General features: G+C 63.9%; 13 protein-coding genes. 4 read left to right on the top strand and 9 right to left on the bottom strand.

Translation table 11 applies throughout. From position 1 onward, the window contains the following. Positions 1-67 precede the first annotated feature (67 nt). From RA21_RS06050 to RA21_RS06020, 7 genes are all read right to left on the bottom strand, one after another. The gene (locus RA21_RS06050) at positions 68-1,000 is read right to left on the bottom strand and encodes a 2-hydroxyacid dehydrogenase (protein ID WP_039147305.1); all 933 of its coding nucleotides are present in this window, start codon (positions 998-1,000) and stop codon (positions 68-70) included. Positions 1,001-1,017: 17 nt separating this feature from the next. Then, positions 1,018-2,169 carry a rod shape-determining protein RodA gene (rodA, locus tag RA21_RS06045; protein ID WP_039147302.1) on the bottom strand — a complete coding sequence of 384 codons (1,152 nt, stop codon included), beginning with the start codon at positions 2,167-2,169 and terminating at the stop codon, positions 1,018-1,020. Next, a complete protein-coding gene (gene mrdA, locus RA21_RS06040; RefSeq protein ID WP_019297718.1) occupies positions 2,166-4,112 on the bottom strand; it encodes a penicillin-binding protein 2 in 1,947 nt (648 codons plus the stop codon). Before mrdA ends, rodA begins: the two co-directional genes overlap by 4 nt. Beyond that, a complete protein-coding gene (locus tag RA21_RS06035; RefSeq protein WP_019297719.1) occupies positions 4,112-4,648 on the bottom strand; it encodes a hypothetical protein in 537 nt (178 codons plus the stop codon). Before RA21_RS06035 ends, mrdA begins: the two co-directional genes overlap by 1 nt. Beyond that, positions 4,641-5,582 (bottom strand): rod shape-determining protein MreC, encoded by a 942-nt coding sequence (gene mreC / locus RA21_RS06030; RefSeq protein ID WP_039147299.1) that lies wholly within the window; start codon positions 5,580-5,582, stop codon positions 4,641-4,643. The genes RA21_RS06035 and mreC overlap by 8 nt, the downstream gene beginning before the upstream one ends. A gap of 64 nt (positions 5,583-5,646) precedes the next feature. Then, complete coding sequence (locus RA21_RS06025) at positions 5,647-6,693, bottom strand: rod shape-determining protein (protein WP_019297721.1); 1,047 nt, start codon at positions 6,691-6,693, stop codon at positions 5,647-5,649. 231 nt (positions 6,694-6,924) lie between these two features. Then, entirely contained in the window at positions 6,925-7,701 is a 777-nt protein-coding gene (locus tag RA21_RS06020) for a hypothetical protein (protein ID WP_039147296.1), read from the bottom strand. A gap of 132 nt (positions 7,702-7,833) precedes the next feature. On the opposite strand from RA21_RS06020, the gene RA21_RS06015 reads away from it, so the two are divergent. Beyond that, complete coding sequence (locus RA21_RS06015) at positions 7,834-8,628, top strand: 23S rRNA (adenine(2030)-N(6))-methyltransferase RlmJ (protein ID WP_039147294.1); 795 nt, start codon at positions 7,834-7,836, stop codon at positions 8,626-8,628. Here the strand turns inward: RA21_RS06015 and RA21_RS06010 are convergent. Then, positions 8,565-9,137 carry a TetR/AcrR family transcriptional regulator gene (locus tag RA21_RS06010; protein ID WP_193747133.1) on the bottom strand — a complete coding sequence of 191 codons (573 nt, stop codon included), beginning with the start codon at positions 9,135-9,137 and terminating at the stop codon, positions 8,565-8,567. The genes RA21_RS06015 and RA21_RS06010 overlap by 64 nt on opposite strands. A gap of 151 nt (positions 9,138-9,288) precedes the next feature. Between RA21_RS06010 and RA21_RS06005 the strand changes: the two genes are divergently transcribed. The 3 genes from RA21_RS06005 (at position 9,289) to RA21_RS05995 (ending at position 12,132) form a co-directional block, all read left to right on the top strand. Next, a complete protein-coding gene (locus RA21_RS06005; protein ID WP_039147288.1) occupies positions 9,289-9,612 on the top strand; it encodes a darcynin family protein in 324 nt (107 codons plus the stop codon). Beyond that, positions 9,602-10,324, top strand: coding sequence for an SDR family NAD(P)-dependent oxidoreductase (locus RA21_RS06000; protein ID WP_039147286.1), 723 nt, complete (start codon positions 9,602-9,604; stop codon positions 10,322-10,324). Before RA21_RS06005 ends, RA21_RS06000 begins: the two co-directional genes overlap by 11 nt. A 65-nt stretch (positions 10,325-10,389) precedes the next feature. After that, the gene (locus RA21_RS05995) at positions 10,390-12,132 is read left to right on the top strand and encodes an adenylate/guanylate cyclase domain-containing protein (protein ID WP_039147283.1); all 1,743 of its coding nucleotides are present in this window, start codon (positions 10,390-10,392) and stop codon (positions 12,130-12,132) included. A gap of 57 nt (positions 12,133-12,189) precedes the next feature. Here the strand turns inward: RA21_RS05995 and RA21_RS05990 are convergent, their stop codons facing one another. Continuing rightward, positions 12,190-13,776, bottom strand: a complete 1,587-nt coding sequence (locus RA21_RS05990; RefSeq protein WP_039147281.1) for a 2-isopropylmalate synthase — start codon at positions 13,774-13,776, stop codon at positions 12,190-12,192. Between the last annotated feature and the right edge of the window lie 382 nt (positions 13,777-14,158).

Raw genomic sequence — 14,158 nt, 5'->3', positions numbered from 1 at the left:
GGCGCTGCTTCCGGCGGGAGTATTTCAGGAAGGATGAAAGAGCGGGTGCTGGCCCGCTCTTTTGCGTTCAGTAGCCGAGGCTGCGGTCGACCAGATGCAGCAGCGGTTCCCCCGCCTCGGCGCGGCGGATGTTTTCGGCGATCACCTCCGCCGCGGTGCTTTCGCGGGTTTCCGAGGCGATATGCGGGGTCACCGTCACATTGAGATGCGCCCAATAGGGGTGTTCCGGCGGCAGCGGCTCGACGCGGAAAACGTCCAGCGTGGCATGGCCGACCTGGCCGCTGTCCAGTGCCGCCAGCAGTGCATCGTCATCAATCAGCGGCCCGCGGCCCGGGTTGATGATCCTGGCCCCCTTGGGCAGCAGCGCCAGAGTTTCGGCGTTCAGGGTATTCTCTGTGGCGGGTGTGTCCGGCAGCAACAGAATGACAATTTCCGCCTGCGCCAGTGCCGCCTTCAGCCCCTCTGCGCCGGAGTGGCAGGTGATGCCCGCGATGTCCTTTTGGCTCCGGCTCCAGCCGGAAACCTGAAACCCGAGTGCGGCCAAGGCTTTGGCCGAGGCAGTTCCCAGCGCACCTAGGCCCAGCACAGTCACGCTGCGGTCCTTCGCCAGCGGCGGGGCCTTGGGCTCCCAGTGCCCGTTCTGACCAAGGATATGCGCGTCCATGCCCAGGTGGTAGCGCAGGGTGTGGCCAACAACCCATTCGGTCATGCCCTGCTCCAGCCCGCTGTCCACCATCCGGGTGAGCGGCAGTTCGGCGGGCACAACAGGCACAATTTTCTCGACACCTGCCCACAGGCTCAGCACCGCTTTCAGGCGGGTGAAGGGGGTGAAATCGCTGACCGGCCCGCTGGGGGCGTAGACAATGTAATCCACCTCCTCTGGCGCAAATTCATTGCGCAGATCGGCATCCACGCCAAGCCGGGCAAGCTCTGCCTTCAAAAGCGGCTCATAGGCGGGCCAGGCGTCGGGGCGGCCTGCAAACAGGACATTGGCGGTCATGGAAACTCCCTGAATATCTAACGTGAGGCCTGGCGCGGGCGGTGGATATGGGCGCTTTGCACGATGCCGAAAGCACCCAGCAGAACCAGCATCGCCGAGCCGCCGTAAGAGACCATCGGCAGCGGCACCCCGACCACCGGCGCCAGCCCCATCACCATCGACATGTTCACCGCAAAGAACAGGAAGAAGGTGATGGCGATTCCCATGATCACCAGCGAAGAGAACCGGTCCTTGGCGGCGATGGCGGAGGCGATGCAGAACACGATGATCAGCATGTAAATGGACAGAAGGGTTACGCCGCCGATGAAGCCGAATTCCTCCGCCAGGGTGGTGAAGATGAAGTCGGTGTGCTTTTCCGGCAGGAAGTTCAGCCGCGATTGGGTGCCTTGCATGAAGCCACGCCCGGACCAGCCCCCGGACCCCAGTGCAATCTTGGACTGGGTGATGTGATAACCCGCGCCCAAGGGGTCCTGCGAGGGATCGAGGAAGGTGTCGATGCGGCGGAACTGGTAGTCCTTCAGCAGCTGCCACTCAGTGCCGCGGCTTTGGAAAACCGCGCTGACCAGCCCCACGCCAGCCGCAATCACCGCCACGAAATAGGCCCAATGCACGCCCGCCAGGAACATCACGCCGCCGCCCGCGGCCATCAGCAGGATCGAGGTGCCAAGGTCCGGCTGCTTCAGAACCAGTGCCGTCGGCACCAGGATCAGTATCACCGGCAGAAGCACCCACAAGGGGCGCGAAGTCTTCTCGGCAGGCAGCCAGTCGTAATAGGCGGCCAGCAGCATCACCAGGGCGATCTTGGTCACCTCCGATGGCTGAAGCCGCATGAAGCCGATGTCGATCCAGCGCTGCGCGCCCATTCCGACGGTGCCGAACAGCTCCACCGCAACCAGCAAGGCCAACGACCCCAGGTAGGCCAACACTGAGATATTGCGCCAGAACCAGATCGGGATCATCGCCACCACAAACATCACGCCAAGGCCAAGGGCAAAGCGCTTGACCTGCGGTTCCACCCACGGGCTGAACGATCCGCCTGCCACCGAATAGAGCATCAGGAAGCCGACGCTGGACACGGTGATCAGGAGCAGCGTCAGCCCCCAGTTCAAATGCAAAACCTTGCGCAGGCCGGTGGGGGTCGATTTGGCGTGATATTCAAGATAGCTCATGCCCGGCTGCTCCTGCTGCCCAGCGGGCGCTTGACGCGTTCGCGTTCCAGCCGTTCCTGCTGCGCCTTGATGCGGCTTCGGTCGGCTTTGGGGTAGGCCTCCAGCGGCGGCGTGCCGTTGTAAAGCGCCTGTAGCATCACGTCGCGCGCCACCGGTGCCGCCGCCTTGGAGCCGCCGCCGCCATGCTCGACAACCACGGCAACCGCATATTTCGGCTTGTCATAAGGTGCAAAGCAGACAAACAGCGCGTGGTCACGCCGTTCCCACGGCAGGTCCTCATTGCGGATCACACCGGCGGCACGTTCGGCGGCGGTGATGTTGCGGACTTGGCTGGTGCCGGTCTTGCCGGCCATCTCCATCTCCTTGGGGGCAATGCGCGAGCGGTAGGCGGTGCCGCGGCGGTCGTTGCTGACCGAATACATGCCGCGGCGCACCATACGCAGGCTGTTTTCGCTGACCGGCAGCGGCTCGCCCGCGCCGCTGGGCTGCTCTACACCGTCCAGAGACTTCAGCAGCCGCGGCGTTACGCTGCGGCCGGTGGCAATCCGCGCGGACATGACAGCCAGTTGCAGGGGCGAGGCCAGCATGTAGCCCTGCCCGATCGAAGCGTTTGCCGTATCCCCGATCAGCCAGTCCTTGCCGTAGGAGCTGGATTTCCACTCCTTGGTCGGTGTGATGCCTTGGGCGACCGCCGACATCGGCAGATCGTGCTTGATACCCAGGCCGAACAGATTGGCCATTTCGGAAATCTTGTCGATGCCGGTTTTAATCGCCACGTCGTAGTAATAGACATCGCAGGACCGCTTCAGCGAGGTATTCAGGTCCACATGCCCGTGGCCGGCCCGTTTCCAGCAGTGGAAGCGGCGGCCGGCAACTTTCAGGTGGCCGGGGCACCAGACGGTTTCCTCCGGCCCGACCACGCCGTTTTCCAACGCCGCAAGCGCCGTGATCATCTTGAAGGTGGAGCCGGGCGGGTAGGTGCCTTGCACCGTCTTGTTGGACAGGGGGCGGTAGTTGTCCTCGGTCAGCATCCGGTAATCGGCGACCGAGATGCCGCGCACGAACAGGTTGGGGTCGAAACTGGGCGAGGAGCAGATTGCGCGGATATCGCCATCTTCGCAGTCGATCACCACCGCAGCTGCGCTTTCCCGGCCCAGACGCGCCTGTACGTAATTCTGCAGCTCCGCGTCGATGGTCAGCTGCATGTCGGCGCCGGAAATCCCCTCGCGCCGGTCCAGCTCGCGCATCACCCGGCCGGTGGCATTGACCTCCACCCGCTTGGCACCGGCCTTGCCGCGCAGCACATCCTCGCGCTTGGCCTCGAAGCCGACCTTGCCGATCTGGAAGCGCGGGATCATCAGGACCGGCTCCGGGTCTTCCATTTTGCTCAGGTCATAATCGGAGACCGGCCCGACGTAACCGATGACATGAGCGAAGTCGCCAAGCTGCGGGTAGACCCGGGTCAGGCCCACCTCCGGCGTGACACCAGGCAGGGCAGGGGCGTTCACTGCAACTTTGGAAATATCTTCCCAGCCGATCTGGTCCGCCAGGGTGATTGGCAAGAACGGCGGCGAGCGGCGCATTTCGGTGCGGGCACGCTCCAGGTCTTCCGGGTCCAGCGGCACCAGGCTGGAGAGCTTGGCAATCACCGCCTCCACGTCGCCGGCATCCTCTGGCACCACGGTGATCCTGTAGGAGGGCGAGTTCTGCGCGATGATCAGACCGTTGCGGTCAAAGATCTGGCCGCGGGCCGGCGGCAGCAGACGGATGTTGATCCGATTTTCCTCGGCTAGCAGGCGGAACTCATCGGCCTGATCCACCTGCAGATAGCGCATCCGCGCCGCCAGCCCGCCGGCAAAGGCCAGCTGCAGCCCGCCTAGGAACAGCGCCCGCCGGGTCATCTTGCCGTGTGCGGCATCCAGATCCTTGGGATTGCGTTTCATCAGCGGTTCACCAGGGTTTCGGCTTCAGATGGGGACAGTTTGCGCACCCCCAGAATAGACTGGCTGGCCCAAACCGCCAGCGGATAGGCGGCGATGGTCATCACAACCTGTATAACCGTCAGGCTCAGCTGCGCTTGTTCCACTCCGAACAGGGTCAGGATCAGCCGGTTCAGCGTGGCAATCCCGGTCAGCACCAAGGCAACGGCCAGCCACTCGCTGGCAAAAGTGCTCTCGCGGTGCGGTGCCGCGCGGCCTTTGAGGAAGCCGCAGCCCAGCACCGTCAGCAGTGCCAGCAGCCCGGGCGGGCGGTGGAACAGCAGATCCGCCAGCAGCATCACCAGGCCGATCGACAAGGCGGGCACATAATCCGGACGGCGCAGGCTCCAGGCCATGGCCAGTGCCAGCAGCAGATCCGGGGGTGACCAGAACCGCGGTTCGGTTTCCAGCGGCAGCAGGTGGAAAAACATGATCAAGAGCGCCAGCGCCGGAAATGCCGCGCGCATGGTCCAGATCCGGGCGGGCGAGGTATTAGCCATTGCCCGCCTCAGCCGTGCTTTCGGCGCTGTCCTCCCCCAGGGTTTCCGGCCGCGGCTGCGGCTGCGGGTCGCCGGGGGCGGCGCCAACCAGCCCGCCGGGGTCCTGGATCACTTGCGTCCCGTGGTGGCGCAGCACACGCAGGAACTCCAGCCGGCCATAGTCAGCGGACAGGCGCACGCGCATCCGGCCGGAGCGGTCCTTGGCGACCTGGCCGATCAGCAGGCCCGCCGGAAAGACAGAGCCGTCGCCGGAGGAAATCACCCGGTCGCCGGGACGCACTTGGTCGGCGTTTTCCAAAAAGCTCAGCACCGGCGCGGCGCTGTTGTCGCCGCTGACCAGCGCGGTCTGGCCAGAGGGCTGGATTGTGGCCGGCACGGCGCTGGCGGCATCGGTCAGCAGGATCACCCGCGCGGTGTTACGCCCGGTGCCGGAGATCCGGCCCACCAGCCCGATCCCGTCCATCGCGGCCCAGCCGTCATGCACCCCGTCGCGGCTGCCCACATTCAGCAGCACCGACTGCCGGAACGGGGAGCCGCTGTCGGCCATCACCACTCCGGTGATGTAGGTCAGCTGCGGATCGAGCCGCACGTTGTTGAGGTCCAGAAGCCGCGCGTTTTCCTGTTCCAGCTGCAATGCCGCCTCTTTCCAGGCCCGCATCTGCCGCAGCTCGCTGCGCAGCTCGCGGTTCTGTTCGGCCAGCCGCTGGTAGCTTTGGAAATCGCGGATCAGATTGATGGTTGCGGTGACCGGCACCATCGCCCAGTCCATGCTGGGCACGACGGTGTCGACCACCTGCGCGCGGAAGCGTTCCACCCGCGGGCTGTCAATCCGCCAGACGATGAAGATGACTGCCAGGCACAAGCACAGTACCGCTGTCAGCAGACGCCGCAGCGGGGTTGCGTAATCGTCGCGCTGTGACTTGTCCTTGGCCACGTCTCTCCTTCCAGCTACCCGGAAACCGGCCTGTCAGCTGGTGCCATTCCGGCAGGCTGCGGCGTTAGCTGTCGTAGTCGATGGCGTGCGCCAGCTGCTTTTCGAATTCCAGCGCCTTGCCGGTGCCGAGCGCCACACAGTTCAGGCTCTCGTCCGCGATGGAGACGGCCAGGCCGGTCTGCTCGCGCAAGGCAAGATCCAGATCGCCCAGCAGAGCACCGCCGCCGGTCAGCATAACGCCGCGGTCAACGATGTCGGCGGCAAGGTCCGGGGGGGTGGTTTCCAACGCGGTCATCACCGCCTCGCAAATCTGCTGCACCGGCTCAGCCAGCGCTTCGGCCACCTGGGCCTGGGAAATCTCGATCTCCTTCGGGACCCCGTTCAGCAGGTCGCGGCCGCGGATCTGCATCGACTGGCCGCGGCCGTCGTCGGGCATCCGGGCGGTGCCGATGGAGGTCTTGATGCGCTCGGCGGTGGATTCGCCTACCAGAAGGTTCTGCTGACGGCGCAGGTAACTGATGATCGCCTCATCCATGCGGTCGCCGCCGACGCGGACAGAGCGGGCGTAAACGATGTCACCCAGCGACAGAACCGCCACCTCGGTGGTGCCGCCGCCGATGTCGACAACCATGTTGCCGGTCGGGTCGGTGATCGGCATGCCGGCCCCGATGGCAGCGGCAATCGGCTCGGCAATCAGGCCGGCCCGGCGGGCGCCAGCGGACAGAACCGACTGGCGGATCGCGCGTTTTTCAACCGGGGTGGCGCCATGCGGCACGCAAACGATGATCTTGGGCTTGGAGAAGGTCGAGCGCTTATGCACCTTGCGGATGAAGTGCTTGATCATCTCCTCGGCGGTGTCGAAGTCGGCAATCACGCCTTCGCGCATTGGCCGGATCGCCTCAATCGAGCCGGGGGTGCGGCCCAGCATCAGCTTGGCGTCTTCGCCCACGGCCAGCACCTTCTTGACGCCGTCCTTGACGTGGTAGGCAACCACGGAAGGCTCGGACAGGATCACCCCGCGGCCCTTGACATAGACCAGAGTGTTGGCTGTGCCGAGGTCGATGGCCATGTCCGAGGAGAACAGACCGCCCAAGTTTCCGAAAAGCGCCATATAGAAGGGATCCTGTGAGTGCTGCCAATATTCCTTGGGCGACTCCCCGCAGGAGCCGCCTTCCCAAACCTTATAAGCGGCACGGCAGGGCCGCGAAAGGGCGTATTATGGTGAAACAGCGCCTTTCCGCCCAGTATCCAGCGGCGTCAGCCTGCCGCGTTCACGCGCTGTTCCGGCAGGGCCGGGGAGACGCGCCCGGAGGGGCAGCCTCAGTGACCTGAGTTTCAACGCTCAGGCCGGGAAAATCCGCTGCATCTCCGCCTTGAAATGCGCCCAGGTCAGGCTGGCGCTGTTGCCGGCATAACCCTCGTAATAGGATTTCCCGCTGGAGACCGGCAGCCCGGCCCAGATCTTGGCCAGGTTCAGCATGAAGGTCTTGCGCGGCATTTCCGCGGCCAGGAAAGCGCTATAGCCAGCTTCCTCGATCAGCTGATGTGCCAGCTGGTCCTGAAGCTCAGGTGTGAAGCGGGCCTGCGGTTTCACCCCCTGATGTTTGACCAGCCGCCGCAGCGTTGCGGGGATGAACTGATAGCGCCCGATGGCATGGGGCTGTCCCGGGGTGGCATCGATCCAGGCGTTGATCTCGGCAATTGTCATGCTTGTCGGTTTTTCCGGCGGCTTGCGGGTGGCCCCGTATTGCACTGCATCGTACTGCGCCTTGCCGGCTTCGGCGCTGGCAATCAGGTCCAGCAGCCGCTTGACGCTGGGTGGCGCTTTGAGGATGGGGGCGAACAGCCCGCCGCCGCTGCGGCCGCGGAACAGGCTGGCCGCACCGGGGTTGAGCGATACCGCCCCGCGGCCCTGATCGGCGCCCGGCAGGGTGTCGGGCAGCAGGCTTGCAATGGCCTGCGGGGCCGGAGCTGCGGAAGGGGCCGGTCCGGGCATCGGGGCAGAGGCCTTTTGCAGGAAGAAATTATTGCCAACCAGCGAATAGCCTTGCGCGCTGACGGCGGCCGCGCTGCACAGCAGCAGGGCCAGAAATGTCACGATCAGGGCAAGGGCGCTCATTCTGAGGGGCATGGGAACCTGCATTCTGCGGTATCTCGTCGGGATGCAGTCTGCCCCAGCGGGGTTGAGATTCCGTTTACCGGGCGTACGCCGCCTCTTCCGCCCTTTGGAAATAGCGGCTAGAGGGGGCGCATGCTCTCATATCAGCACATCTATCACGCCGGAAACCTGGCCGACGTTCAGAAGCACGCGCTGCTTGCCTGGATGCTGGCCTATCTCACCCGCAAGGACAAACCGGTCAGCTATATCGAGACTCACGCGGGCCGGGGGCTCTATCAGCTGGACGCGCCCGAGGCCGTGAAGACAGGCGAAGCGGAGCAGGGCATCACCAAGGTGCTGGCAGAGCAGGGGCTGGCGGCGGATCATCCACTGCACCGCGCGCTGTCGGAGACCCGCAAGGCGCATGGCGCGGCCGCCTATCCCGGATCGCCGCTGATTGCGGCCTCGCTGCTGCGCCCGGGCGACTCGCTGCATTTTGCGGAGCTGCACCCGCAGGAAAACGCCGCCCTGCGCGCGGCACTGAGACCCTGGAAGGCCAAGGTGCATCAGCAGGATGGGTTTGAACTCGCCATGTCCCTGGCGCCGCCAACACCGCGCCGCGGCCTCTTGCTGATCGACCCGAGTTACGAGATCAAATCCGACTATGCCCGCATCCCCGGCATCATCGGCCAGCTGCACAAGAAGTGGAACGTCGGCGTCATCGCCCTGTGGTATCCGATCCTGAAGGACGGCAGCCACAAGCAGATGCTGAAGGCGCTGGAAAGCCAAAGGCTGCCAGATGCGCTGCGCCACGAGGTGTCCTTTCCGCCGGTGCGCGAAGGACACCGGATGGTCGGCAGCGGCATGTTCGTGGTCAACGCGCCTTATGGTGCAGCAGAGGAAGCCGCGCGGATTTCGGCGCTGTTTGACGCGGTTTCGCGCAAGTAACCCCGGATCGCGCATTCCACCCGCTGGACCAGCGCAGCACCGCCAGCCTCACCGGCAAAAGCGGCAGAGTTGATCATGCCCTTGGCAATGGCGACCACGTCGCGTGCCTCCTGCGGTCCGGCGGCGGGGGAAAACCGGCGGATGGTGTCCAGTACGATCTGAGCCATCTCCTGCGCCAATGCTGCGGTTTCCGGTGCCAGCTGCAAGTGCTGTTCAGCATATTCCGCCTCCATCGCCAGTCGCGGCCGCTCGAACTGATGCCGCATCCCGGCGGTCAGCAATTCCTGCAATGCTGCCTCTGGCGGCGCCTCCCGGCAACGCGCTGCGGCGTCCTGCATCCAGCCCAGCAGCTCTGCCCGCTTGCTGCGCAGCACCGCGGCCAGCACCGCCTCCTTGTTGGGAAAATACTGATACAGCGACCCGATGCTGACGCCGGCCCGCTCGGCAATCGCATTGGTGGTCAAACCCTCCCGTCCAGCGGTTTCCAGAATGCGAGCCGCTGCCTCCACAATTGCCTCCTGCGTGGCACGGGAACGGGCCTGGCGGGCTTGTTTTCTTGGGCTGTGCATTGCGGGTGACTTCCTGCCGGGAATGCGAGTTGAGAATGTGAGCAATTCTTCACATTCTTGGCGGCAAAGGCAACATCCCGGAGGTTCCCCGATGAAAATGACCATTTTCCTGCTGCTGCACGCTTCCCCCAGTTGGCTGCGCCTGGATCGGCAGGAGCGGGGGCGCCTGGCGGCAACCGGGCTGGAGCCCTTCACCCGAAACGGGCTGTCGCTGCGCCATTTTGATGCCGAGGCGTTTCATGCGGACTGCAGCGATGTTGCGATGATCGAGGCGGAAACGCCCGAGGCCTACTATTTTGCCATCGAGCAACTGCGGGACACCGCCCTGATCGCCGAGGGCTACTTCACGGTAACCGGGATCATTCCAGCCTATGAAAATGGCTTCCGCAGCTTTGAGGCCACCCATGCGGTTTGATGGCAAGCGCATCCTGGTCACCGGTGCCTCCCGCGGGATCGGGCGGGCGCTGGCATTGCAGCTGGCTGCAGAGGGGGCAGAGGTTCTGGCCCTGGCACGAAGCAGCGAAGCGCTGGATGATCTGCCAGAGGGTATTGAGCGGCTGGCCTGCGACCTGACGGACGGCAGCGCGCGCACTGCGCTGATTGCCGGGCTGCAGCGGCAGCGTCTGGACGGGGTGATCAACAACGCGGGTATTCAGATCGCCGCTGATTTTGCCAAAGGCTCTGCGGACACGCAGGACATCGAGCAGGAGCTGGCGGTGAACCTGACAGCGCCCATGCATCTTGCCGCCGGGCTGCTTCCGGTTCTGGCGCGCACGCCAGGCAGCTTTCTGATCAATGTGACCTCCGGCCTTGCCTTGGCCCCGAAACCGCAGGCGCCGGTCTACTGCGCCTCCAAGGCCGGCTTGCGCAGCTTCACCCGCGCCCTGCGCTATCAGGCTGAGGATGCCGGCCTGCGGGTCCAAATCACCGACTGCGTGATGGCGCTGGCGGCGACGCAGATGACCACCGGGCGCGGCCGGGGCAAGATCAGCCCCAACACCGCCGCCGCCGCTTTGCTGGACGGGGCCGCGGCGGGCAAAATCGAAATCTGGGTGGGTCAAATGAAGCTGTTGCGGCTGATCCACCGCCTCTCACCGGCGCTGGCAGCCCGCATCCTGCGCGGCTGAGGGTTTGCAAACAGCTTTGAAATCCAGCGCTTTCCCGCTACGCTTTCCGGCAGGGAGGGCGCTACATGGAACGCAGGCTGGCCGCCGTGCTGGCGGCGGATATGGTTGGCTACAGCCGTCTGATGGACGTGGACGAACAGGGCACGCTGGCCCGCCTTCGCACCCACCGGATCGAACTCATTGACCCTGCGATCTCCAAAAACCGCGGCTCCATTATCAAGACCACCGGCGACGGGATGCTGGTCGAGTTTCCCAGCGTCTGCGACGCAGTTGCCTGCGCCGCTGAGGTGCAGGACAGGATGCGCCGCCGCAACGCCGATGTGGCGCCCGACAAACGTATCCAGTTCCGGATTGGTGTGAACCTTGGCGATATCATCTTTGACGAGGGCGATATCTACGGCGGCGGCGTCAACGTGGCGGCCCGGCTGGAGCAATTTGCCGGCACCGGCGACGTCTGCATCTCGGCCGCGGTTTTCGATCAGGTCCGTCGCATGGATGACTTGCAGTTTGAGGACCTGGGGCCGCAACAGCTCAAGAATATCGCAGAGCCGGTGCAGGTCTACAGGCTGCTCTTGGAAGGAGACGCCGCCGACGCGCCGGAACAGGACAGCAGCGCGGCTGAACCGGTTGCCGTGGTCAAACCCTCCATCGCGGTGCTGCCCTTTGCCAATATGAGCGGCGATCCGGAGCAGGAGTTCTTTGCCGACGGCCTGACGGAGGACATCCTGACCGAGCTCAGCCGCCGCCACGAGCTGTTCGTGATCTCCCGCAACTCGACATTTGTCTACAAGGGGCAGGCAGTGAACATCCGCGAAGTGGCAGAGAAGCTTGGCGCCCGCTACATCGTCGAAGGCAGCGTGCGTAAAGGCGGCAACCGTGTCCGGATCACGGTACAGCTGATCGACAGCTGCAATGATTCCCACATCTGGGCAGAGAAATACGACCGGACCCTGGATGATATCTTTGAGATTCAGGACGAGGTGACATCGGCGATTGTCGCCACCCTGCCGGGCCGGATCGAAGCGGCGCAGCAGGATGAGGTCTCGCGCAAGAAACCCGCCAGCCTGGCGGCTTATGAATGCGTGCTGGCGGCCAAGGTGCTGCATCACCGCAGCACGGCTGAAGACAATGCAGAGGCGATGAAGCTGATCGACCGCGCGGTGGAGCTGGACCCGGAGTTTGCCCATGCCCACGCCTGGCGCGGTTGCATCCGCGGCCAGGCCTGGGGGTATGGCTGGTGCGATGATGTTGAGGGGATGCTGCAACTGGCGCTGGAGTCGATCCAGAAAGCCGCCTCGATGGATGACAATGATGCGGATGTGCACCGGCTGATGGCGGCGGTGTCCATCCTGCAAGAGAACCTCGATCAGGCGCAGTACCATCAGGAACGCGCTTTGTCCCTGAACCCTAATTATGATCTGGTTGTGGTGCAGATGGGCGAGCTCTTGACCTGGCAGGGACGGCCGGAAGAGGGCGCGGAATGGATCGAGAAGGCGATGCGCCTCAATCCGCATTTCCCGGTCCGCTTCTGGAGCCATCTGGGCAAGGCGCATTTCACCGCCCGCCTGTATGAGCAGGCTTTGACGGATTTCAAACGCCTGCCATCAATGGATGCGGTGCAGACCGCGCTGGTGGCGGCATGCCACAGCTGGCTGGGCGACGAGGCACAGGCGCAGGACTGCGTGGCGCAAATCCGGGTGATGCAGCCGGACGCCACGGCAGAGGCTTTGCTGGCCGGGCTGCACTACGGCCGCAGCGAAGACAAAGAACATTTCACTGAAGGGCTGCGCAAGGCCGGGCTGGAGTAAGTTGTAACGAAAAAGGGCGCCGCAACGGGCGCCCTTTCTCTTTCAATTGAGCCTGGCTCAGGCGAGATCCTTGTAGGAAATCTCCTTGGTGTCGGCACCTTCGCCGACCCGGCCGCGGCGCACGATCAGGCGGTTCAGTGCATTCACATAGGCCTTTGCCGACGCCACAACCGTATCGGTGTTGGCGCTTTCGCCGGTGGCGATGTTGCCGTCCTCTTCCAGCCGTACCGAAACCGTCGCCTGCGCGTCGGTGCCCTCGGTCACCGCATGCACCTGATAAAGCTGCAGCCGCGCTGTGTTCGGATAGATCATCCGGATCGCCTTGAAGGTCGCATCCACTGGCCCGTCACCCTCGGCGGTCTCGGTAACGTCCTTGCCGTCAATTTCCATCTCGACGGTGGATTCCGCCGGGCCACCGGTGCCGCAAACCACTTTCATTGAAACGATCTTGAGGTGGTCGTTTTCCGCGTCGGCGCCGATGCGCATCAGTGCGATAAGGTCGTCGTCGAACACTTCTTTCTTGCGGTCTGCCAGCTCCTTGAAGCGGACGAAGACGTCCTTCAACTGGTTGTCGCCCACGTCATAGCCAAGATGCTCCAGCTTGTCGCGCAGTGCGGCGCGGCCGGAATGCTTGCCCAAGGGAAGCGAGGTGCCTGAAAGGCCGATGTCCTCGGGCCGCATGATCTCGAAGTTCTCGCGGTTCTTCAGCATGCCGTCCTGGTGGATACCGCTTTCGTGGGCAAAGGCGTTCTTGCCGACAATGGCCTTGTTCGGCTGCACCACAAAGCCGGACACGGTCGAGACCCGGCGCGAGACATGCATGATCTTGGTTGTGTCGATGCCGGTCGACCAGGGCATGATGTCGTTGCGCGTCTTCAGCGCCATCACCACTTCTTCCAGCGCGGTGTTGCCTGCGCGCTCGCCCAGGCCGTTGATGGTGCATTCGATCTGGCGCGCACCGCCCGCCACCGCTGCCAGCGCGTTGGCGGTCGCCATCCCGAGGTCGTTGTGGCAATGGGTTGCAAAGACCACCTCATCCGCGCCCGGCACGGTTTCAATCAGGCGCTTGATCAGGTCGGCGCTTTCTGCAGGTGCGGTATAGCCGACGGTGTCGGGGATGTTGATGGTGGTCGCACCCGCCTTGATGGCGATCTCGATCACCCGGCACAGGTAGTCCCACTCGGTCCGGGTCGCATCCATCGGCGACCACTGCACGTTGTCGACCAGATTGCGGGCGTGCGTCACGGTCTCGTGGATCTTGTCCGCCATCTCATCCATCGTCAGGTTCGGGATGGCGCGGTGCAGCGGCGAGGTGCCGATGAAGGTGTGGATGCGCGGCTGCGCGGCCTTGCGCACCGCTTCGGCGCAGCGGTCGATATCCTTGAAATTGGCGCGCGCCAACCCGCAGATCATCGCGTTCTTCGAACGCTCGGCGATCTCGGACACAGCGGCAAAGTCGCCTTCGGAGGCAATCGGGAAACCTGCCTCGATGATGTCCACGCCCATTTCGTCCAGAAGCTCGGCAATCTCCAGCTTCTCGTCATGGGTCATGGTGGCGCCGGGGCTCTGCTCGCCGTCGCGCAGGGTGGTATCGAAAATCAATACACGGGATTTGTCACCGGAAATCGGGGATGCGTTTGTCATGATGGTATCTCTTGTCTCTGTCCTAAGCCCTTAGGGGCATCATAAGCCTTCTATGGCGCGCGTGCGGCAATCCTCTGAGCGGGCGCGCCGGAAGGGCACGCTCAGAGGCGGGCTAGGATCAGTAGGGCGCGCAGAGCGGCACCGCGGGCGGCGGTGGCTGCAATAGTGATATCTGCGCAAATGGTCATGGCAGGGATTTATACAGAGGCGGCGGCGAATGGAAAGGGGGATTCTGTCCGCCGTGATTGCCTGAGTTGCCGTTGCGGCACGGCACCGTTTTGACACCGCCGTATGCCGCTGTATGCGGTAAGTGCAAGACAATATTGAAAAAGGGATATAATATAAGTAAGGACCTGCCGCAGTTTCAATGCGGCAGTTTGTC

Origin of the sequence: Leisingera sp. ANG-DT, assembly GCF_000813785.1 — a bacterium.
Lineage (GTDB): Bacteria > Pseudomonadota > Alphaproteobacteria > Rhodobacterales > Rhodobacteraceae > Leisingera.
The sequence above is the reverse complement of the archived record's forward strand: the minus strand, read 5'-3'. Positions and strand labels throughout refer to the sequence as shown.

Bases quoted from the DNA above. Each gene is read 5' to 3' on its own strand.
- RA21_RS06050 (WP_039147305.1), bottom strand. From the start codon at position 1,000: ATGACCGCCAATGTCCTGTTTGCAGGCCGCCCCGACGCCTGGCCCGCC.
- rodA (WP_039147302.1), bottom strand. From the start codon at position 2,169: ATGAGCTATCTTGAATATCACGCCAAATCGACCCCCACCGGCCTGCGC.
- mrdA (WP_019297718.1), bottom strand. From the start codon at position 4,112: ATGAAACGCAATCCCAAGGATCTGGATGCCGCACACGGCAAGATGACC.
- RA21_RS06035 (WP_019297719.1), bottom strand. From the start codon at position 4,648: ATGGCTAATACCTCGCCCGCCCGGATCTGGACCATGCGCGCGGCATTT.
- RA21_RS06025 (WP_019297721.1), bottom strand. From the start codon at position 6,693: ATGGCGCTTTTCGGAAACTTGGGCGGTCTGTTCTCCTCGGACATGGCC.
- RA21_RS06020 (WP_039147296.1), bottom strand. From the start codon at position 7,701: ATGAGCGCCCTTGCCCTGATCGTGACATTTCTGGCCCTGCTGCTGTGC.
- RA21_RS06015 (WP_039147294.1), top strand. From the start codon at position 7,834: ATGCTCTCATATCAGCACATCTATCACGCCGGAAACCTGGCCGACGTT.
- RA21_RS06005 (WP_039147288.1), top strand. From the start codon at position 9,289: ATGAAAATGACCATTTTCCTGCTGCTGCACGCTTCCCCCAGTTGGCTG.
- RA21_RS06000 (WP_039147286.1), top strand. From the start codon at position 9,602: ATGCGGTTTGATGGCAAGCGCATCCTGGTCACCGGTGCCTCCCGCGGG.
- RA21_RS05995 (WP_039147283.1), top strand. From the start codon at position 10,390: ATGGAACGCAGGCTGGCCGCCGTGCTGGCGGCGGATATGGTTGGCTAC.
- RA21_RS05990 (WP_039147281.1), bottom strand. From the start codon at position 13,776: ATGACAAACGCATCCCCGATTTCCGGTGACAAATCCCGTGTATTGATT.